This window comes from Pseudomonas sp. NFACC39-1 (assembly GCF_900110355.1).
Classification (GTDB): domain Bacteria; phylum Pseudomonadota; class Gammaproteobacteria; order Pseudomonadales; family Pseudomonadaceae; genus Aquipseudomonas; species Aquipseudomonas tehranensis.
This window is the reverse complement of the sequence record NZ_FODL01000001.1, coordinates 113,163-131,502: the sequence shown is the minus strand read 5'-3', so window position 1 is coordinate 131,502 and position 18,340 is coordinate 113,163. Positions and strand designations below refer to the sequence as shown.

The window sequence follows — 18,340 nt, the reverse complement described above, 5'->3', positions numbered from 1 at the left end:
CCTGCGATCTTTGATCTTTCGCTTGGGACTCAATGGGCAAAGGAAAGATCGCAGCCTCGTTGCACTCGTCAGCTCCTACAGACTGTAGCGCCGCACGCCGCTTTCCGCGGGGGGGATATGGGCCGCCGTGCTCCCTGAAGCCTGGAACAGCACCAGGTGTTCAGCCGCTACGCGAATGCCGACATCGTCCCCCACCAGATGGTCGGCATGGCTCGGGAAAATCGATTCCAGCTGCGCTCCGGTCGGCAATTGCAGGCGATACAGGGTTGAGGCGCCCAGGAACGTCTTGCCGACAATCCTGCCTGTGAGCGGACTGTCCGGTGCGTAGACGATATCGTCCGGGCGCAGCAGCACATCCACCGCACCACCGATGGGCCAGGTGTAGGCCCGGTTGCCGCGCAGGATACCCAGCTCGGTTTGCACCGATTCCGGGCTGTCGAGCTGGCCGCGAATGAAGTAACCCTGGCCAATGAAGCTGGCGACAAATGGCGTCAGCGGTTCATGGTACAGATTGTAGGGCGTATCCCACTGTTCCAGCCGGCCCTCCTTGAATACCCCGACATGGTCGCTCACCGCGAAGGCTTCTTCCTGATCGTGGGTGACCAGAATCGCGCTGGTGCCGCGGATCTTGAGAATGTCCCGCACTTCATGGCTGAGCTTGCGCCTGAGCTCACCATCGAGATTGGAGAACGGTTCGTCGAGCAGCAGCAACTGCGGTTCCGGTGCCAGGGCGCGAGCCAGGGCCACGCGTTGTTGCTGACCCCCGGACAGTTCATGGGGCAAGCGCTTGCCCAGGCTCTTCAGGTTGACCAGTTCCAGCAGTTCCTCGACCACGCGGTCCTTGTCCGGATGCTTGCGAATGCCAAACGCAATGTTCTCGGCCACGCTCAGGTGAGGGAACAGCGCATAGTCCTGAAATACCATGCCGATGCGGCGTTTTTCCGGGGCGAGGGTGAAGCCGGCGCGGGAGATGGTTTTCCCCGCCAGCTGGATCTCACCTTCCTGTACCGGCTCGAAACCGGCGATGGCTCGCAGCGTCGTGGTCTTGCCACACCCGGACGAGCCGAGCAGGCACCCGATATCCCCGGCATTGAGGTGCAGGTTGAGGTTCTGCACGACGCGCTGGTTTTGATATCCGCACGTCAGGTTCTGCAGGTTCAGTAACAGGGTATGACTCATGCGTGGTGGTACGCCGGCTCGACAAGAAACTCGAGCAAGGCCTTTTGTGCGTGAAGGCGATTTTCTGCCTGGTCCCAGGCCACGGAGCGTGGATCGTCCAGCAGGTCGACGCTGATCTCCTCGCCGCGATGGGCCGGCAGGCAGTGCATGAACAGCACGTCGGCGTCCGCCAGGTCGAGCAGGGCACGGTTGACCTGAAGCGGCGCGAACAGTTTCAGACGCTTGGCGGTTTCTTCTTCCTGGCCCATGGAGGTCCAGACGTCAGTGCTCACCAGATGCGCGCCGGCCACGGCCTGTTTCGGATCACGGACGATGGTCACCCGGCTCCCGGCCTTGGCCACCAGTTCGGCGCTGGGGTCGAAGCCTTCCGGACAGGCGATGCGCAGTTGGAAGTCGAACTGGATCGCGGCTTCTATATAGCTGTTGCACATGTTGTTGCCATCGCCGACCCAGGCCACGGTCTTGCCCTGAATCGAGCCGCGGTGTTCGAGGAACGTCTGCATGTCGGCCAGCAGCTGGCAGGGGTGCAAGTCATCGGACAGACCATTGATCAGCGGCACGCGCGAGTGCGCCGCAAACTCAGTCAGCGTGCTGTGGGCGAAGGTACGGATCATCACCGCATCCAGCATGCTCGACATGACGATGGCGCAGTCGCCGATCGGTTCGCCACGGCCCAGCTGGGTGTCGCGGGGCGACAGGAAGATTGCCTGGCCGCCGAGCTGGATCATGCCGGCTTCGAAAGAAATACGCGTGCGGGTCGATGACTTCTCGAAGATCATCCCCAGCACACGGTTTTTCAGGGGCTCGAACAGTACGCCGCGATTACGCAGGTCCTTGAGCTCCACGCCTCGACGGATCACGCCGAGCAACTCATCGGGCGTTAAATCCATCAGGGAGAGAAAGTGCCTTGCGCTCATGATTGACTACCTTTTGTCACTGATCGCAGATGCTCAAAGCCTTGTTTCATGAAAAAACGGGCGAGACCTGCGGCAAAAGCCGCACGGGGCGACGAAATAAGGGAAAGGCGCGATCTTATAAGGAAATGTCGCGTCTTACCAATAGGGCTACAATTTTAGGGGATTTCAGCGAGGTCATAGCAGGCTGGCGAAGACATGTATGAAGCCGGTTTCCTGACAGCAGCCACCCATTTGTACACCGGCCTTGCGCAGCTTGGCAATCAAACCGGGCCGTTATTGAAGGATTTGGCCGGCCTGTTCATGGGCGTGAATATTTCCTAATGCCAGGGCCTGGGTTATAAATGAACCTCAGACGCAGGAGCCCCGAAATGGATTCGAAAGAGCAACAACTGATGGAACTACTGGGGCTGACAGCGCGCTCCCTGACTCACCTGACCGCTTCGGTGACGTCCATGTCATTCGAGTTGCTGCGCAGTGACGACGAAGTGACCAAGGCTGCAGGTCGACGCATGATCGATCGCATGGCCACCATCAGCAGCGGGCTCGACGAGCATTGGCGATTGATCGGAGAGTTGACGGGCGTGCCCATCGCTCACGAACAAGTGGAAACCATCGAGGAAATCCAGTTGCTGGCGCCACCCTCCGAGCAGCCTTGAGCTCACTGCATCGGCGGGCCTGATGCCCGGCAATTCACAGGACGAACGTCGCTGGCGCGGGGGTGGATCACGCGCCATAGTTTTGTTCCCGCGGCCGAAAGCGCCCGTTACGAATAAAATAGAGGCTGGCCATGACCAAGACTCTCCACCACCGTGCGTGCCATCTGTGCGAAGCCATCTGTGGCTTGACCCTTGAAACCACCGAGACCGAAGGCCAGGGCCTGGCGATCACCTCGATCAAGGGCGATTCACTGGACAGTTTCAGTCGCGGCCACATCTGCCCCAAGGCGGTAGCCTTGCAAGATATCCAGAACGACCCGGATCGCCTGCGCCAGCCCATGCAGCGGGTCGGTAGCGAGTGGCAGCCGATTGCCTGGGACGATGCCTTCGCGCTGGTGGCCGAACGGCTGGCGGGCATTCAGGAACGTCATGGCCAGAACGCGGTGGCGGTCTACCAAGGCAATCCCAGCGTGCATAACTATGGGCTGATGACCCACAGCAACTATTTTCTGGGGCTGCTCAAGACCCGCAGCCGGTTTTCGGCGACTTCGGTGGACCAACTGCCTCACCACCTGACTAGCCACCTGATGTACGGTCACGGCCTGCTGTTGCCGATACCGGATATCGATCACACCGACTTCATGTTGATCCTGGGCGGCAACCCGCTGGCGTCCAATGGCAGCATCATGACCGTGCCGGACGTGGAAAAACGCCTCAAGGCGATCCAGGCGCGTGGCGGTAAAGTGGTGGTGGTCGATCCGCGTCGCAGCGAAACGGCGGCGATGGCCGACCAGCATGTGTTCGTGCGCCCGGGTGGCGATGCCGCTTTGCTGTTTGGTGTGCTCAATACCCTGTTCAGCGAAGGCTTGACCCGTGACAGCCACCTGCCGGTGGATGGCCTGGAAGACGTGCGCCGGGCCGTTGCGGCCTTCACTGCTGAAGTGATGAGCCCGCTCTGTGCCGTGCCGGCTACGCAGATCCGGCAGTTGGCCCGGGACTTCGCCGCCGCGCCTTCAGCGGTCTGTTATGGCCGGATGGGCGTCTCAACCCAGGCGTTCGGCACGCTGTGTCACTGGCTGATTCAGGTGATCAACCTGGTGACCGGCAATCTTGACCGGGTCGGTGGGGCCCTGTGTACCGAGCCTGCGGTGGACCTGGTGGCAACCACCTCGGGAGGGCATTTCAATCGCTGGCAAAGCCGGGTGTCCGGGCGTCCCGAATACGCGGGCGAACTGCCGGTTTCGGCTCTGGCCGAGGAAATGCTCACCGAGGGCGAAGGCCAGATTCGTGCGCTGGTCACCGTGGCGGGCAACCCGGTGCTGTCCACTCCCAACGGGCGGCAACTGGAGCAGGCGCTGGACGGGTTGGAGTTCATGGTCAGCGTCGATCTGTACATCAACGAAACCACGCGCTACGCCGACCTGATCCTGCCATCCACCTCGGCCCTGGAAAACGACCATTACGACACCACGTTCAACCTGTTCGCGGTGCGCAACGTGACCCGTTTCAACCGGGCGATCCTGCCCAAGCCCGAAGGGGCGCTGCACGACTGGGAAATTTTCGTCGGTCTGGCCAAGGCTTTCGCTGCCCGAACCGGCAAGGAACTCAAGCCGACCATGCCGCCGGCGCAAATGATCGATTTCGGCCTTCGTGCCGGCGCCTATGGCGATGCTTCGCCGTATAAGCTGTCCCTGGCGACCCTGTTCGACCATCCCCATGGCATCGACCTGGGCGCCCTCAAGCCTAACCTGGCACCACGGTTGAAAACCGAAAACCAGCGAGTGCAGGCTGCACCGGCGGTCATTCTTGCCGACCTCACGCGCTTTGCCGGGTTGCAGGCACCCCAGGCGGATGAGTTGCTGATGATTGGCCGACGTCATGTGCGCAGCAATAACTCCTGGATGCACAATTTCCACCGCTTGGTGAAGGGCAAGCCGCGTCATCAATTGCTGATGCACCCGGAGGATCTGAGCAGTCGCGGGTTGAGCGACGGGCAACGGGTGAAAGTCAGTTCGCGGGTGGGTATGCTTGAAGTCGAGGTGCAGGGTAGCCTGGACATGATGAAAGGCGTGGTCAGCCTGCCCCACGGTTGGGGCCATGCCCGTCCAGGCGTGCAGATGACCATTGCCAGCGCCCAGCCAGGTTCCAGCGCCAATGATCTGACCGATGACTGTCAGCTGGATGAGTTGTCTGGCAATGCAGCGCTCAATGGGGTTCCGGTGAAGGTGGTGGCTGCGTGAATTTGTCTCTCGGGGAGACCGAGCAGCGTGCTCGGCTTTCCGTTACAATGCGCCACCGTGTCGACAACTGAAGTCGCAAAGTTTAAGCCGAGGTGCTCCGTGGATATCATCGAAACGATTAAAGACCAGATTGCCAACAACACCATCCTGCTTTACATGAAAGGCTCGCCGAATGCGCCACAGTGCGGCTTCTCGGCCAAGGCTGCTCAGGCGGTGATGGCGTGTGGTGAGAAGTTTGCCTACGTGGACATCCTGCAGAACCCGGAAATCCGCGCCAACCTGCCCAAGTACGCCAACTGGCCAACGTTCCCGCAGCTGTGGGTGGCTGGTGAGCTGATCGGTGGTAGCGATATCATGACCGAGATGGCGGCCGACGGCTCTTTGCAGGCCACGATCAAGGCTGCTGCCGAGAAAGCGGCGGGGAACAAGACTGAAGCCTGATCCATGATGATCTGTGTTCACCACATGATGAGTTGAACACGGACATGTGGGAGCGGGCTTGCTCGCGAATGCGGTGGGTCAGATAGCACTTCTTTACCTGACCCACCGCATTCGCGAGCAAGCCCGCTCCCACAGTGGATTTTCGGTGGCCTGGGAATCCAGGCAATAAAAAGCCCCGCCTCTGGAAAGAGGGCGGGGCTTTTTATTGGCTCGCTTTTGGGGAAGGTTACTCTTCGCCCATCTGCGATTGCAGGTAGTTCTCAAGACCCACTTTATCGATCAGGCCCAGTTGGGTTTCCAGCCAGTCGATGTGTTCTTCCTCGGACTCGAGGATGTCTTCAAGCAGTTCGCGGCTGCCGAAGTCGCCAACGCTCTCGCAATGGGCGATAGCGACTTTCAGGTCGGCGTGGCCGGCGCGCTCGATGGTCAGGTCGCACTCGAGCATTTCCTGGGTGTGTTCGCCGATGTGCAGCTTGCCCAGGTCCTGGACGTTGGGCAGCCCTTCGAGAAACAGGATGCGCTTGATCAGCTTGTCCGCGTGTTTCATCTCGTCGATGGACTCGTGGTACTCGTGCTTGCCCAGCTTATTCAGGCCCCAATCCTCATACATGCGCGCATGCAGGAAGTATTGGTTGATCGCGACCAGCTCATTGGCGAGGATCTTGTTGAGATGCTGGATGACTGTAACGTCGCCTTTCATGGTGAGGGCCTGCCCTGTAATAGCTGTGTATAAGGCTGAGTTTGAGCCGCGCACTGACGAGTGTCAAACCTAAGTTATTGAATAATAAATGAAAATTAATCGGAATAAGAATGTTTGTGTTCCGCGTCTAGAGGCTAAGCGCTTGATTTACAGGCATAAAAAAACCGGACATTGAGCCCGGTTCTTCAAGAAGCTGGATTTAAGCGGCAGTAAATTCTACCGGATAGGGAATCGAGGCCTGGGCCGTTTGCACCTTGGCGAGGGTTTCGCGAACCACTTCCTTGGCCAGGCACGCACATTTGCCGCATTGGCTGGCTACGCCGGTGGCCTGGCGGACTTCGCGGTAGCTGCAGCAGCCTTCGTAGATCGCTTCGCGGATTTGTCCGTCGGTGACGCCAGTGCAGAGGCAAACATACATAAGTAAGAACCGTCGCTGGTTGTGACTCAATTGAGACGGATCTTAATGTTAACGAGAATGATTGTCAAAGTGGTTTCTGAAACCCTTGCGCCAGAGCTGACGAACGGTTTTTTTTCCAAGGTCAATGAGGGGGCAAGGATAGGGAAAGGAATTTTTGGACTCGCCGAAAAACCGTTGAAGACAGTCCAAATTCGCAGTGTATGATGGTCGGTCCTTACGCAGCGGGTTCGTGTCACAGGGCTGTCGCCTGAGGGTGGCAGGCTGGCCCGGACCTAGTTTTCACGTTATTCACCAGGAGATATCCAATGAGCGTACTCGTAGGCAAACAAGCCCCTGACTTCACCGTTCCAGCTGTTCTGGGCAACGGCGAAATCGTCGACAGCTTCACCCTGTCCTCGGCCATCAAAGGCAAATACGGCCTGGTGTTCTTCTACCCGCTGGACTTCACCTTCGTCTGCCCATCCGAGCTGATCGCGCTGGATCACCGTATGGACGACTTCAAGGCTCGCAACGTTGAAGTGGTTGCCGTTTCGATCGACTCGCACTTCACCCACAACGCCTGGCGCAACACGCCTATCAACGGTGGTGGTATCGGCCAGGTGAAATACACCATGGCCGCTGACATGAAGCACGAAATCGCCAAGGCCTACGACGTTGAGTCCGAAGGCGGCGTGGCCTTCCGTGGCGCGTTCCTGATCGACGACAAGGGCGTTGTCCGTTCGCAGATCATCAACGACCTGCCGCTGGGCCGTAACATGGAAGAGCTGATCCGTCTGGTCGACGCGCTGCAGTTCCACGAAGAGCACGGCGAAGTTTGCCCGGCCAACTGGAAGAAAGGCGACAAGGGCATGACCGCATCCCCTGAAGGCGTTGCCGCCTACCTGGGCGAGCACAGCGACAAGCTGTAAGCGCAACAGGCATAAAAAAACCGGCCCTCGATGGGCCGGTTTTTTTATGCCTGTTGTAGGAGCTGTCGAGTGTAACGAGGCTGCGATCTTTTCTCAGTCAGTTGAATCTTGGGTGAAAGCCTAAGATCAAAAGATCGCAGCCTGCGGCAGCTCCTACAGGGCAGTCTCGTCTAGCCACAATGGCTCTACTCTCTAGTCGTCGAAATCCTGCCAACCACCCATTTCTTTCCAGCGATTGACGATGCCGCAGAACAGCTCGGCGGTCTTCTCGGTGTCGTAGCGGGCCGAGTGGGCTTCACGACCATCAAAGTCGATGTCGGCCGCCTGGCAGGCCTTGGCCAATACGGTCTGGCCGTATGCCAGACCGGCAAGGGTCGCGGTGTCGAAGCTGGAAAACGGATGGAACGGGTTGCGCTTCATGTCCAGGCGCGCAACGGCGGCATTGAGAAAGCCCAGGTCGAAGCTGCTGTTGTGGCCGACCAGGATCGCCCGTTTGCAGCCGTTGGCCTTCAACGCTTTGCGCACGCCTCGGAAAATGTCAGTCAGGGCTGTCTCTTCACTCACCGCCATGCGCAATGGGTGATCAAGCTTGATCCCGGTGAACTCCAGGGCTGCCGCCTCGATGTTGGCGCCTTCGAACGGTTCGACGCGGAAGAAATAGGTGTGATCAGGGAACACAAAACCTTTTTCGTCCATGCCAATGGTGGTCGCAGCGATTTCCAGCAGCGCATCGGTGGCGGAGTTGAAACCGCCGGTTTCTACGTCGACCACGACCGGCAAGTAGCCCCGGAAGCGGGCTGCCATGGGGTGACGGGCCGCGCCCGAACCACCGTTGCCGTCCAGCTCGTCGTCGAAATGATCTTCACTCACACACTTTCCTCCAGCAGGCGCCAGCGCAGTTTTTCACCGGCGCGCAGCGGGATAACAGTCAGCTCGCCAAAAGGCAGGCTGGCGGGGGCGGTCCACTCGTCGCGAACCAGGGTAATACGATCAGTGTTCACCGGCAGGCCATAGAAGCGCGGGCCGTGGAGGCTGGCAAAGCCTTCGAGTTTGTCCAGCGCATTGCGTTGTTCGAATGCCTCGGCATACATCTCGATGGCGGCATAGGCGGTGTAGCAGCCAGCGCAACCGCAGGCCGCTTCCTTGGCATGCCGGGCATGGGGGGCCGAGTCCGTGCCGAGGAAAAACTTGGCACTGCCGCTGGTGGCAGCGTCGAGCAAGGCTTCTTGATGGGTGTTGCGCTTGAGGATCGGCAGGCAATAGAAGTGCGGCCGGATCCCGCCCACCAGCATATGGTTGCGGTTGTACAGCAGGTGATGCGCGGTAATGGTCGCGCCAACGTTCGCCGGGGCTTCGTTGACGAACTGCACGGCATCGCCGGTGGTGATGTGTTCGAACACCACCTTGAGCGTCGGGAAGCGCTCCACGACACGACGCATGTGCTCATCGATGAAGATTTTTTCGCGGTCGAACACGTCGACATCGCCACGCGTGACTTCACCGTGGATCAGCAACGGCATGCCGACTTCGGCCATGGCCTCCAGCGCCGGGAAAATCTTGTCGATGCTGGTGACGCCGGAGTCCGAGTTGGTGGTGGCGCCGGCGGGGTACAGCTTGGCGGCATGGACGAAGCCGCTGGCCTTGGCCTCGCGTATTTCTTCGGGCTGCGTACGGTCGGTGAGGTAAAGCACCATCAGCGGTTCGAAACGGCTGCCGGCCGGGCGTGCGGCCAGGATTCGCTGGCGATAGCCGTCGGCCTCGATGGCGTTGCGCACGGGCGGAACCAGGTTCGGCATGATGATTGCGCGCCCGAAGGTGCGCGCGACATCGGCGACGGTATGGGTCAACACAGCACCATCGCGAAGATGAATATGCCAGTCGTCGGGACGCAGCAGGGTCAGGCGGTCGGACATTGGGGGGCTTCCAGGCGGGTCAAACTCTGGGGAATGCTACCGGAAAAGACCGATTCAGGCACCCGCTATCAAGTTCTGGCGCAAGTTACCGATAGCTCCTACAGGTGTGCCACGAATCCGTTGGGTGCCCCGGACAGGCGTCATACTCTCAACGTGTGTCGATCTTCGTATAAAAGCCAGTGGAGCCTCCCGTGCGCCAGCGTTATTTAGCCTTGCTCAGTGTGTTTGCCAGCCTTCCCGCCATGGCGCTCACTTTCCAGACCCGTCTGGAGAGCATTGAGTGGACGGTCGAAGGCGACAAGTTCGAGTGCCGGCTGAGTCAGCCGGTCACCGATTTCGGCAGCGGCGAATTTGTGCGCCGGGCCGGTGAGCAGGCGATCTTCCGGCTCAAATCCCATAACCCGATGCTCGGTGGCGGTTCGGCCATTCTGCTGGCGGCCGCCGCGCCATGGCAGCCGGGACGGGGCGACATCAACCTGGGCTCGGTCAGGCTCGGCAGCGGCGATGTGCTGTTCAACAGCTCTCAGGTCCAGGCGGGCCGCTTGATCAGCGGGCTGATGGAAGGGCGCAGCCCGGTGGTACGGCGTAACACTGGGGACGGGCGGGTGTCGGAAGTCCGGCTCCTGCCCGTGCGCTTCAACAAGGCCTTCAGTGATTATCAGGGCTGCGTGGCAAAACTGTTGCCGAAGAATTTCGAGCAGGTCAAGCAATCCCAGATCGGCTTTCCCGGCGAAGGCGTTGAGCTCGATGCCCGGGCCAAGGCTCAGTTGCAGGTGATGATCGACTTCATCAAAGCCGACCCGACCGTCAATCATGTCGAACTCGACGGTCACTCCGATAATAGCGGCAATCGATTGACCAACCGTGAGCTGTCTCGTCGCCGTGCCCTGGCGGTCCAGGACTTCTTCAAGGCCAACGGCTTTCAAGAGTCGCAGATCACCGTGCGGTTCCACGGCGAACGTTACCCCCTGGTGCCCAACACCAGTGCCGCCAACCGGGCCAAGAACCGTCGTGTGGCCGTGCGCCTGGAGCGTGTAGCGGTGCCTGAAGCGCCGGCACCGCAGGCTACACCCGCCGCGCCCCCTGCCAAGGTTCCGGCGCCGAACGCGACACCGGCCAAGCCCACTGCAGCCACCGCAGCGCGAACCTCCTGACCTGTGAGGATCGTCGCGCGGTCGACATAATCTGTCGCTTCGTCGTCATAAGCTGTCGCGCCCCTGTAAATTATCCGCGCTGGACGTTAAACTTCCCGGCTTTCCGTACAACCCGTGGAGTGATGGCATGGCGGACGTAAACAAGGTCGTTCTGGCGTATTCCGGCGGCCTGGACACTTCGGTGATCCTCAAGTGGCTGCAGGACACTTATAACTGTGAAGTGGTGACCTTCACCGCTGACCTGGGGCAGGGCGAAGAAGTCGAGCCTGCACGCGCCAAGGCTCAGGCCATGGGCGTCAAAGAGATCTACATCGATGACCTGCGCGAAGAGTTCGTCCGTGACTTCGTGTTCCCGATGTTCCGCGCCAACACTGTTTACGAAGGCGAGTACCTGCTGGGTACCTCCATCGCCCGTCCGCTGATCGCCAAGCGCCTGATCGAAATCGCCAACGAAACCGGTGCCGACGCCATTTCCCACGGTGCCACCGGCAAGGGCAACGATCAGGTGCGTTTCGAACTCGGTGCCTATGCCCTCAAGCCCGGCGTGAAAGTCATCGCACCGTGGCGCGAGTGGGATTTGCTGTCCCGTGAAAAGCTGATGGACTACGCCGAAAAGCACGCCATCCCGATCGAGCGCCACGGTAAGAAGAAATCCCCGTACTCGATGGATGCCAACCTCCTGCATATCTCCTATGAGGGCGGCGTGCTGGAAGACACCTGGACCGAGCACGAAGAAGACATGTGGCGCTGGACCGTCTCCCCGGAGAAGGCTCCTAACACCCCGCAATACCTGGAGCTGACCTATCGCAACGGCGATATCGTCGCGCTGGACGGCGTGGAAATGAGCCCGGCCACCGTGCTGGCGACCCTGAACCGTATCGGTGGCGAACACGGCATCGGTCGTCTGGACATCGTCGAGAACCGTTATGTCGGCATGAAGTCCCGCGGCTGCTACGAGACCCCGGGCGGCACCATCATGCTGCGTGCTCACCGCGCGATCGAGTCGATTACCCTGGACCGCGAAGTGGCTCACCTCAAAGACGAGTTGATGCCCAAGTACGCCAGCCTGATCTACACCGGTTACTGGTGGAGTCCGGAGCGCCTGATGCTGCAACAGATGATCGATGCCTCCCAGGTCAACGTGAATGGCGTCGTGCGCCTGAAACTGTACAAGGGCAATGTCATCGTCACCGGGCGCAAGTCTGACGACTCCCTGTTCGATGCCAACATCGCGACTTTCGAAGAGGACGGTGGCGCTTACAACCAGGCCGACGCTGCTGGCTTCATCAAGCTCAACGCCCTGCGCATGCGCATCGCGGCGAACAAGGGTCGCAAGCTGTTCTGATCCTTGCTCCATGAAAACGGCCTGCCATGTGCAGGCCGTTTTTTTTGGGGGACCTTTCCTCTGCGCTGCGCATTCGTTGTGGCGCTGTCTCCTGACCGCTCATCCATCCTGTCTGTCCGCTAAAGCTTCAGTGCTGTCGCGGCGGCCAATGAGGTGGACGACGATTCGTGTGCGTTCAGTGGCCTGTTTTGCGCGTTTGGGTCGATCGGCTTCGGCCAGGCCTTCCGGTGGCCGGGGGATAACCAGAATGATCAGTCGTTGCTGTTTTTTTTGTGGATGAACAGTTATCAGCCATCCTTTGCCCTTGGTCGCCCTGCGGGAAAGCCGTTCACGCCGACAGCTCGAATCATCCATGATTTTCATGAAGTGTTTGCTCTTGCGAAAATCAGAGGGCGAATATAACGAGCGGTAGTTAAAGTTCAGGGTGATGAAAAAAAGAAATAATAGATAGAACGGAAAGCTGATCAGAAACCAAAGATAGTATTCACGGTCCTGATCGTCGAGGAAAGGCAGGGAGATGGCTGCCGAAGTCTCGGACAAAGTTGCGAATATAGCGATTAGTGTCATGGGGTTGGTGATAATTTTTGACGGTTTGTTCATGGTGGATGCTCATAACGTATTCAGGCTCGGTGATTGCATTAGAAGGGTGTGAGTAATTGATAAGTTTTCGGTGAAGGTGTTGAACGTGGTGTCTCCTCATAAAAGGGATTGAATAAATTTCGCTTATTCTTTATGTGAATTCAAATCTATTTAAATAAAATCATTGTGGTTGTGTTGGTAAATAATTCAGTTACTTTTTATGAGTCGAGTGTTTTTTCGCTATTTGCGGACGGGGGGGGATGCAGAAAAAATCGCTTGTTTAGAGGGGGCACGGGTCGCCGGATGCATCCATTTGCCGCTGTAAACAAATTTATGGCGCATTATTTCCAAGGGGATTTGTAGGATTTTTCTGTATCGCTTGTAGGTTGCGTCTCTCGGTGCGAGCGGTCAGGGGGGGCGGCATGCCAAGGTAGAATTGACTAGGCTATTGTGCGTGCTCTAAAAATTCGAACAGCGAAGTTGGATTTGCCCATGAATAAAGTGCTGATCGTGGATGATCATCCCGTCATTCGTCTTGCTGTACGTTTGCTAATGGAGCGTCATGGATATGAAGTTATTGCTGAAACCGATAATGGCGTCGATGCGTTGCAACTTTCCCGTGAACTTATGCCTGATATCGTTATTCTGGATATCGGCATTCCGAAACTGGATGGATTGGAGGTCATCGCACGCCTGACCGCCAACCCTTCACCTTTGAAAGTTCTGGTGCTGACTTCCCAAGCACCTGGGCATTTTTCGATGCGCTGCATGCAGACGGGCGCAGCCGGTTATGTGTGCAAGCAGCAGGACCTCACCGAGTTACTCAGTGCAATCAAGGCGGTGCTGTCGGGGTACAGTTATTTCCCCAATCAGGCGCTGCATACGGTGCGTTCGAGTCTGGGTAACGCAAGCGAGTCCGATATGGTCGATCGACTGTCCGGGCGAGAGATGATGGTCTTGCAGCAACTGGCTCGCGGAAAGACCAACAAAGAAATTGCCGATGGGATGTTCTTGAGCAACAAGACCGTCAGTACCTACAAGACACGCTTGTTGTTGAAGCTCAATGCCCGCTCGCTGGTTGATCTGATCGAACTGGCCCAGCGTAACGGGTTAGTGTGAGTTTTTCCGGCTGCGCGTACTCAGTAAAAAGCCTCCATTCGGGAGGCTTTTACGTGTCAGAGGTCAAAGTCGTAATCGGCCAGTTGTTTCTGCAAGCGGCGCTCTTCCAGCAGATTATCAATCGTGCGACGTTTGCTCAGATTGGTTTTCGCTGTTTCGACGACCACAGGTTCCACATCGTCGGCCTCAACGGCGATGAAATCGTCTTCTACATCCAGTTGTTCTTTGTCAGCACTCATGGGATCGACTCCAGGCTTAAACTGCCATTGGCGCTCCTTATATCGATAAACCACGGGCGGGTAAAAAAGATTTTTTCAATCGACAAATCAATAAAAGCAATAGCGCCTCAATCGTCGGAGGTCTTGTGCTTGTATTCGCACAAATCCTCGATCCGGCAGCTGCCACAGCGGGGCTTGCGCGCCAGGCAGACGTAACGTCCGTGAAGGATGAGCCAGTGATGGGAATCGAGTAGAAACTCCTTGGGTACGAATTTCATCAGCTTTTTCTCCACCTCCACCACGTTTTTGCCCGGCGCCAGCCCGGTGCGGTTGCTGACGCGGAAAATGTGCGTGTCGACCGCCATGGTCAGTTGGCGAAACGCGGTGTTGAGCACCACATTGGCGGTTTTGCGACCGACCCCTGGAAGCGCTTCCAGCGCTTCGCGAGTCTGTGGGACTTCGCCGTCGTGGCGCTCGATCAGCAGGCGGCAAGTCTCGATCACGTTTTTTGCCTTGCTGTTGAACAGGCCGATGGTCTTGATGTATTCGGACAGCCCTTCGACGCCCAGCGCGTGGATCGCCTGCGGCGTGTTGGCCACCGGGAACAGCTTGGCCGTGGCCTTGTTGACGCCGACGTCGGTGGATTGGGCCGACAGAATCACCGCGATCAACAGTTCGAACGGCGAGCTGTAGGCCAGTTCAGTCTTCGGTTCCGGGTTGTCTTCGTGCAAGCGACGGAATATTTCCAGGCGTTTTGCGGCGTTCATGGGCGCGGCGTTTCCTCGATCGTTGAAGGGGGGCTGGCGCCCGTCCAGGCTTGACGCGCTGCCAGCAGCAGGCCGAGCAGAATAAATCCGCCAGGGGCGAGCAAGGCCAGTGGTATTACGTTGCCAATCAGCTCGCGCAGGGCGCCCAAGGCAATCATCAGCAGGCCGAACAGCCCCGCCAGCCGGAGACGCTCGGGCAGGCGCGAGCTAGCGAAGACGTCGTCATGCTCCAGCACCACGCAGCTCAAAGCGACCCAGCCAATGTAAAGGCTCAGCGACTGATACGTCTGCAGTGCCCAGGCCTGTGCTACCAAGCTTGCACAAGCCGTCAGGGTGGCGGCCAGCACAATGGAGGCGAGCAGTCGCTGAGGCGCTGTCAGGTGGGACCGTAACAGCCCCATGGTCAAACCATGGCCGGCACTGATCAGTGCCCAGGCCAGCCATAAGCCCAGCGCGTTTACCAGCGAATCGCTGGCGCCGACCAAGGGGACGAGCAGCAGGCCGCGGGTCAGGACCAATGGCTTATTCATCAATGATCACTCCGGTCAGTTGAGCCTTATGCTCGTCGAAGTACCGCAGTGCATCGTGAACAGCCTGCAGGACTGATCGGGACGTGACGGTCGCGCCAGCCAGTTGATCGAACTGCCCCTGATCCTTTTTTAACGCCCAGCCGCTGTCGGTGGGAGCCTGGAGCGACTTACCATTGAAGGTTTGCAGCCAGGGGTTTGGCCAGTCAGCGATGGCCGCGCCCAGGCCGGGCGTTTCCGACTGGCGCAGGGTTTTCACCCCCAGCAACCGCCCCTGCGGGTCGATAGCGACCAACAATTGGATGCTGCCTTCATAGCCCAGTGCCTGGCTGTGTAGCAACACCGCGCTGGGCTGGCCGGCGCGAGTCGCCAGGTATCCGCCCAGCAGTGTGCTATGGGCCAAGGTCACGGGGGTCGTTACGACAGGTTGCGCCAATGGCTGATTGTCGTATCGGTCGGTCGGCAGCACGTCGAGCAAGGTTCTGTTCGCAAGGTCTTGTTGCTGACCTTTGATGCGTCCTGCGGTGCTGAGCTGAGTCAGGTAAGTGGCCCCAATGCCGAGACCGATCAGCAAAGCCAGGATGGCACCACCACGGTAGTTTTTCATAGGGGCTGCGGCCTGTTTCGTGCTTCGGCGAAGCGATCCAGCGCGGGCACGCCGAGGTTCATCAGCAGCACCGCAAACGCCACGCCGTCCGGGTAACCACCCCAGGTCCGGATCAGGTAAATCAGCAGTCCCACGCCTGCGCCAAACAGCAGGCGAGCGAGGGGCGCTTTGGCGCCCGAGACCGGTTCGGTCACGATAAAAAATGCACCCAGCATGGTGGCGCCCGTGAGCAGATGAAACAACGGCGAGCCATTGGAGTCGGAGCCCGATCCGTTCCAGCACAACAAGCTGATGATGAACAGGCCGGCGAGCATGCCCACCGGCGCGTGCCAACTGAACACCCGTTGTTGCAGCAGGAACAGGCCGCCGGCCAGAAACCCCAGGTTGACCCACTCGACGCCGCGCCCACCCCAGCGTCCGAACGCCGGGTGGGCGGCGAATAGCTCATCGATGGTCAGGCTTTTGTTGATTCGCAGGCTGTCCAGGGCCGTTGCTCCTGCCCACCCATCAGGCCCAGGGTAAACCCCGAACACCTGTTGCAGGCCGTCGGACAGGCTCATGCCGTGGAGTGCCGGCCATTGATTGAGTTGCTGGGGAAACGCGATGAGCACCAAGGCGTAGCCGAGCATCGCCGGGTTGAATGGATTATTGCCGACACCGCCCCACAGGTGCTTGCCGAACAGCAAGGCGCAAGCCGTGGCTGTGACGGTCAGCCACCAGGGGCAATATGCCGGCAAGGCCAGCGCCAACAGCGTGGCGCTCACCAGCGCGCTGCCATCGTTGAGTGCGGGTTTGAGCGGCCGGCGCCTTAAGCGTAGCGCCAGTGCTTCGACGGCCAGTGCGCTAAGGCCCGCCAGTAACAGGTTGAATACCACGCCCCAGCCATAAAACCAGGTCAACGCCAGAATGCCGGGCAATGTCGCCAGTAGCACCCGCAGCATCGCCTGCCGCAGCCGTTCGTCCATGGGCTCAGGGAGCGACATGAGCATCCACCTGGCGTTCGGCGTCTTTCACCGCTTGCTCCAAGGACTCTACTTGTTCATCCGGCGCCCCTGCGGCCCTGGCCTTGCTGAGTTCGGCGCGACGCATCGCCAATTGGATCTTGGCCCGCTTCAGCTCAGCACTTTGAGTGGGGGCGGGGGTTGAAACAGTGGGCTGTACAGTCCCTTCCAACTGCATCAAGGCTTGTTGCGCTGCTTCGAACTGGCGCTGTAGCACGATCAATTGCGACTGTTGTTCGAAGGTCGGCGGGTGGCCGAATGCTTTCAAGGATTTGTTCAACTGAGCCCGGCTCATCGCCAGGTCGATCTTGGCTTTTTTCAAGGCCGCATCGGCGTTGGCGGCTTTTTGCGCACGTACCCGCTCCAGTGCCGCTTGCACCGGATCGACGGACTGGATTTGGGCCTGGGAGGCGCGCTGTGTACGGGCCAAGCGCTCAGCCAGACGCTGCTCCTCTTCCCGGCGCAGCCGTGCGTTGCGCTGTTCGAAGCGCCGCCGGGCATGATCGCGCTTGGCGGTGCGCGCCTGCTGTTCTTCGATGCTGGAGGCCAGGCCGCCAACCACCGGCACCACGGTTGCCGTGGGCAATGGGTGCATTTCGATGCAATCGACCGGGCAGGGCGCCACACAAAGATCGCAGCCTGTGCATTCGTCGACCAGGACGGTGTGCATCAGCTTCGCCGCACCGACAATCGCATCTACCGGGCAGGCCTGGATGCACTTGGTGCAGCCGATGCATTCGGCTTCGCGAATAAAGGCGATCTGCGCCGGGGCTGAACCACGGCTGGTATCCAGTTCAAGCACAGGTACTTTCATCAGCTCGGCCAGGGCGGCAATGGTTTCACGGCCACCGGGCGGACACTTGTTGATCGGTTCGCCCTGGGCAATACCTTCGGCGTAGGGCTTGCACCCCGGGTGGCCGCACTTGCCGCATTGGGTCTGCGGCAGCAGGGCGTCGATACGTTGAATCAGACTCATGCTTTGACCAGCCCGCGCAATCCAAGAAATGCCACCGCCATGAGCCCTGCGCCGATCAGCTGGATCGGCAGGCCACGAAAGGGCCTGGGAATATCGTTATCGAAGGTGCGCTGACGTAAATCGTCGAACAGGCTCAACACCAGCCAGAAACCCAGGCCGGCGCCCAGGCTCGCGGCGACGGCGAGGCCCAGGCCGTGGTCATCCCGGCTGTTGAGCAGCGTGATGCCCAGTATGCCGGCATTGCCCAGCAGCAGTGGCCACAAACCATCGAACGGCAGCTTCGGCAGCCAGCGCCCCAGCCAGTGCAACAACGGCGCAATCAGCAACACGCTCAAGGACAGCCATGCAAACAGGCGCAGCGAGGTCAGATTGGCCGGAACCAGCAGCCAATGATCGATCAGATAACCCAGGGTGCCGACCATCAGCATCAGGCATGTCGTCGTCAGGCCCAGGGCGTGGACTTGCCTTCTTCCATTGGCCGCCAGCAGCGGATTGACGCCCAGCGGCCAATGCAACACGAGGTTGTTGATCAAGGCGGCGCTGAACAGCGTAAGGACGATTTCGGTCATGGGGTGCTGGAACAAGAACCTGTCTTTAGAGGTTAGGCATTATCCGGCACACCGTCAGGGTGGGCCAGATATGAAAATCCCACAGCCGCCTGCCGGGCGACTGTGG

22 protein-coding genes are annotated in these 18,340 nt (G+C 59.3%); 8 read left to right on the top strand and 14 right to left on the bottom strand.

The window, feature by feature from the left end; all coding sequences use genetic code 11:
- Nucleotides 1-75: 75 nt before the first annotated feature.
- Together BMY45_RS00655 and argF are read right to left on the bottom strand one after the other, a co-directional pair.
- Nucleotides 76-1,179 carry an ABC transporter ATP-binding protein gene (locus BMY45_RS00655; protein ID WP_092393191.1) on the bottom strand — a complete coding sequence of 368 codons (1,104 nt, stop codon included), beginning with the start codon at nt 1,177-1,179 and terminating at the stop codon, nt 76-78.
- The gene (argF, locus tag BMY45_RS00650; protein WP_092393188.1) at nt 1,176-2,096 is read right to left on the bottom strand and encodes an ornithine carbamoyltransferase; all 921 of its coding nucleotides are present in this window, start codon (nt 2,094-2,096) and stop codon (nt 1,176-1,178) included. The genes BMY45_RS00655 and argF overlap by 4 nt, the downstream gene beginning before the upstream one ends.
- A gap of 195 nt (nt 2,097-2,291) precedes the next feature.
- Between argF and BMY45_RS28275 the strand changes: the two genes are divergently transcribed.
- From BMY45_RS28275 to grxD, 4 genes are all read left to right on the top strand, one after another.
- A complete protein-coding gene (locus tag BMY45_RS28275) occupies nt 2,292-2,417 on the top strand; it encodes a hypothetical protein (RefSeq protein WP_256573612.1) in 126 nt (41 codons plus the stop codon).
- 47 nt (nt 2,418-2,464) lie between these two features.
- Nucleotides 2,465-2,752: a hypothetical protein gene (locus BMY45_RS00645; protein WP_047227023.1), complete on the top strand. Its 288-nt coding sequence runs from the start codon at nt 2,465-2,467 to the stop codon at nt 2,750-2,752.
- 131 nt (nt 2,753-2,883) lie between these two features.
- The gene (locus BMY45_RS00640) at nt 2,884-4,992 is read left to right on the top strand and encodes a molybdopterin oxidoreductase family protein (protein WP_092393185.1); all 2,109 of its coding nucleotides are present in this window, start codon (nt 2,884-2,886) and stop codon (nt 4,990-4,992) included.
- Between the two features lie 99 nt (nt 4,993-5,091).
- On the top strand, nt 5,092-5,433 hold the full coding sequence (gene grxD / locus BMY45_RS00635) for a Grx4 family monothiol glutaredoxin (protein WP_092393182.1): 342 nt from the start codon (nt 5,092-5,094) through the stop codon (nt 5,431-5,433).
- A 226-nt stretch (nt 5,434-5,659) separates the two neighbouring features.
- Here grxD and bfr read toward each other — a convergent pair whose 3' ends face one another.
- Both bfr and BMY45_RS00625 read right to left on the bottom strand, forming a co-directional pair.
- Nucleotides 5,660-6,133, bottom strand: coding sequence for a bacterioferritin (gene bfr / locus BMY45_RS00630; RefSeq protein ID WP_092393179.1), 474 nt, complete (start codon nt 6,131-6,133; stop codon nt 5,660-5,662).
- 199 nt (nt 6,134-6,332) lie between these two features.
- Entirely contained in the window at nt 6,333-6,551 is a 219-nt protein-coding gene (locus tag BMY45_RS00625) for a bacterioferritin-associated ferredoxin (RefSeq protein ID WP_003178704.1), read from the bottom strand.
- A gap of 305 nt (nt 6,552-6,856) precedes the next feature.
- Here BMY45_RS00625 and BMY45_RS00620 point away from each other — a divergent pair, with 305 nt between their 5' ends.
- On the top strand, nt 6,857-7,459 hold the full coding sequence (locus BMY45_RS00620) for a peroxiredoxin (protein ID WP_092393176.1): 603 nt from the start codon (nt 6,857-6,859) through the stop codon (nt 7,457-7,459).
- 192 nt (nt 7,460-7,651) lie between these two features.
- On the opposite strand, the gene rnt is transcribed toward BMY45_RS00620, so the two are convergent.
- Together rnt and pyrC are read right to left on the bottom strand one after the other, a co-directional pair.
- Nucleotides 7,652-8,329, bottom strand: coding sequence for a ribonuclease T (gene rnt / locus BMY45_RS00615; RefSeq protein ID WP_047227017.1), 678 nt, complete (start codon nt 8,327-8,329; stop codon nt 7,652-7,654).
- Complete coding sequence (gene pyrC, locus BMY45_RS00610) at nt 8,326-9,372, bottom strand: dihydroorotase (protein ID WP_047227016.1); 1,047 nt, start codon at nt 9,370-9,372, stop codon at nt 8,326-8,328. The genes rnt and pyrC overlap by 4 nt, the downstream gene beginning before the upstream one ends.
- A 191-nt stretch (nt 9,373-9,563) precedes the next feature.
- On the opposite strand from pyrC, the gene BMY45_RS00605 reads away from it, so the two are divergent.
- Both BMY45_RS00605 and BMY45_RS00600 read left to right on the top strand, forming a co-directional pair.
- Complete coding sequence (locus BMY45_RS00605) at nt 9,564-10,526, top strand: flagellar protein MotY (RefSeq protein ID WP_092393173.1); 963 nt, start codon at nt 9,564-9,566, stop codon at nt 10,524-10,526.
- Nucleotides 10,527-10,653: 127 nt separating this feature from the next.
- On the top strand, nt 10,654-11,871 hold the full coding sequence (locus BMY45_RS00600) for an argininosuccinate synthase (RefSeq protein ID WP_092393170.1): 1,218 nt from the start codon (nt 10,654-10,656) through the stop codon (nt 11,869-11,871).
- A 99-nt stretch (nt 11,872-11,970) separates the two neighbouring features.
- Here BMY45_RS00600 and BMY45_RS28270 read toward each other — a convergent pair whose 3' ends face one another.
- Nucleotides 11,971-12,471, bottom strand: coding sequence for a hypothetical protein (locus tag BMY45_RS28270; RefSeq protein WP_092393167.1), 501 nt, complete (start codon nt 12,469-12,471; stop codon nt 11,971-11,973).
- A gap of 471 nt (nt 12,472-12,942) precedes the next feature.
- Here BMY45_RS28270 and BMY45_RS00590 point away from each other — a divergent pair, with 471 nt between their 5' ends.
- Complete coding sequence (locus tag BMY45_RS00590; RefSeq protein WP_047227014.1) at nt 12,943-13,569, top strand: response regulator transcription factor; 627 nt, start codon at nt 12,943-12,945, stop codon at nt 13,567-13,569.
- Nucleotides 13,570-13,625: 56 nt separating this feature from the next.
- On the opposite strand, the gene BMY45_RS00585 is transcribed toward BMY45_RS00590, so the two are convergent.
- The 7 genes from BMY45_RS00585 to BMY45_RS00555 form a co-directional block, all read right to left on the bottom strand.
- On the bottom strand, nt 13,626-13,808 hold the full coding sequence (locus BMY45_RS00585; protein ID WP_047227013.1) for a PA3496 family putative envelope integrity protein: 183 nt from the start codon (nt 13,806-13,808) through the stop codon (nt 13,626-13,628).
- A gap of 107 nt (nt 13,809-13,915) precedes the next feature.
- A complete protein-coding gene (gene nth / locus BMY45_RS00580) occupies nt 13,916-14,554 on the bottom strand; it encodes an endonuclease III (RefSeq protein WP_092393164.1) in 639 nt (212 codons plus the stop codon).
- The gene (locus BMY45_RS00575) at nt 14,551-15,084 is read right to left on the bottom strand and encodes an Rnf-Nqr domain containing protein (protein WP_092393161.1); all 534 of its coding nucleotides are present in this window, start codon (nt 15,082-15,084) and stop codon (nt 14,551-14,553) included. The genes nth and BMY45_RS00575 overlap by 4 nt, the downstream gene beginning before the upstream one ends.
- Nucleotides 15,077-15,688: an RnfABCDGE type electron transport complex subunit G gene (locus BMY45_RS00570; protein WP_092393158.1), complete on the bottom strand. Its 612-nt coding sequence runs from the start codon at nt 15,686-15,688 to the stop codon at nt 15,077-15,079. Before BMY45_RS00570 ends, BMY45_RS00575 begins: the two co-directional genes overlap by 8 nt.
- Entirely contained in the window at nt 15,685-16,671 is a 987-nt protein-coding gene (locus tag BMY45_RS00565; protein ID WP_092393154.1) for an RnfABCDGE type electron transport complex subunit D, read from the bottom strand. The genes BMY45_RS00570 and BMY45_RS00565 overlap by 4 nt, the downstream gene beginning before the upstream one ends.
- A complete protein-coding gene (gene rsxB, locus BMY45_RS00560; protein WP_092393151.1) occupies nt 16,658-17,665 on the bottom strand; it encodes an electron transport complex subunit RsxB in 1,008 nt (335 codons plus the stop codon). The genes BMY45_RS00565 and rsxB overlap by 14 nt, the downstream gene beginning before the upstream one ends.
- Complete coding sequence (locus tag BMY45_RS00555; RefSeq protein WP_092393148.1) at nt 17,662-18,234, bottom strand: Rnf-Nqr domain containing protein; 573 nt, start codon at nt 18,232-18,234, stop codon at nt 17,662-17,664. The genes rsxB and BMY45_RS00555 overlap by 4 nt, the downstream gene beginning before the upstream one ends.
- Between the last annotated feature and the right edge of the window lie 106 nt (nt 18,235-18,340).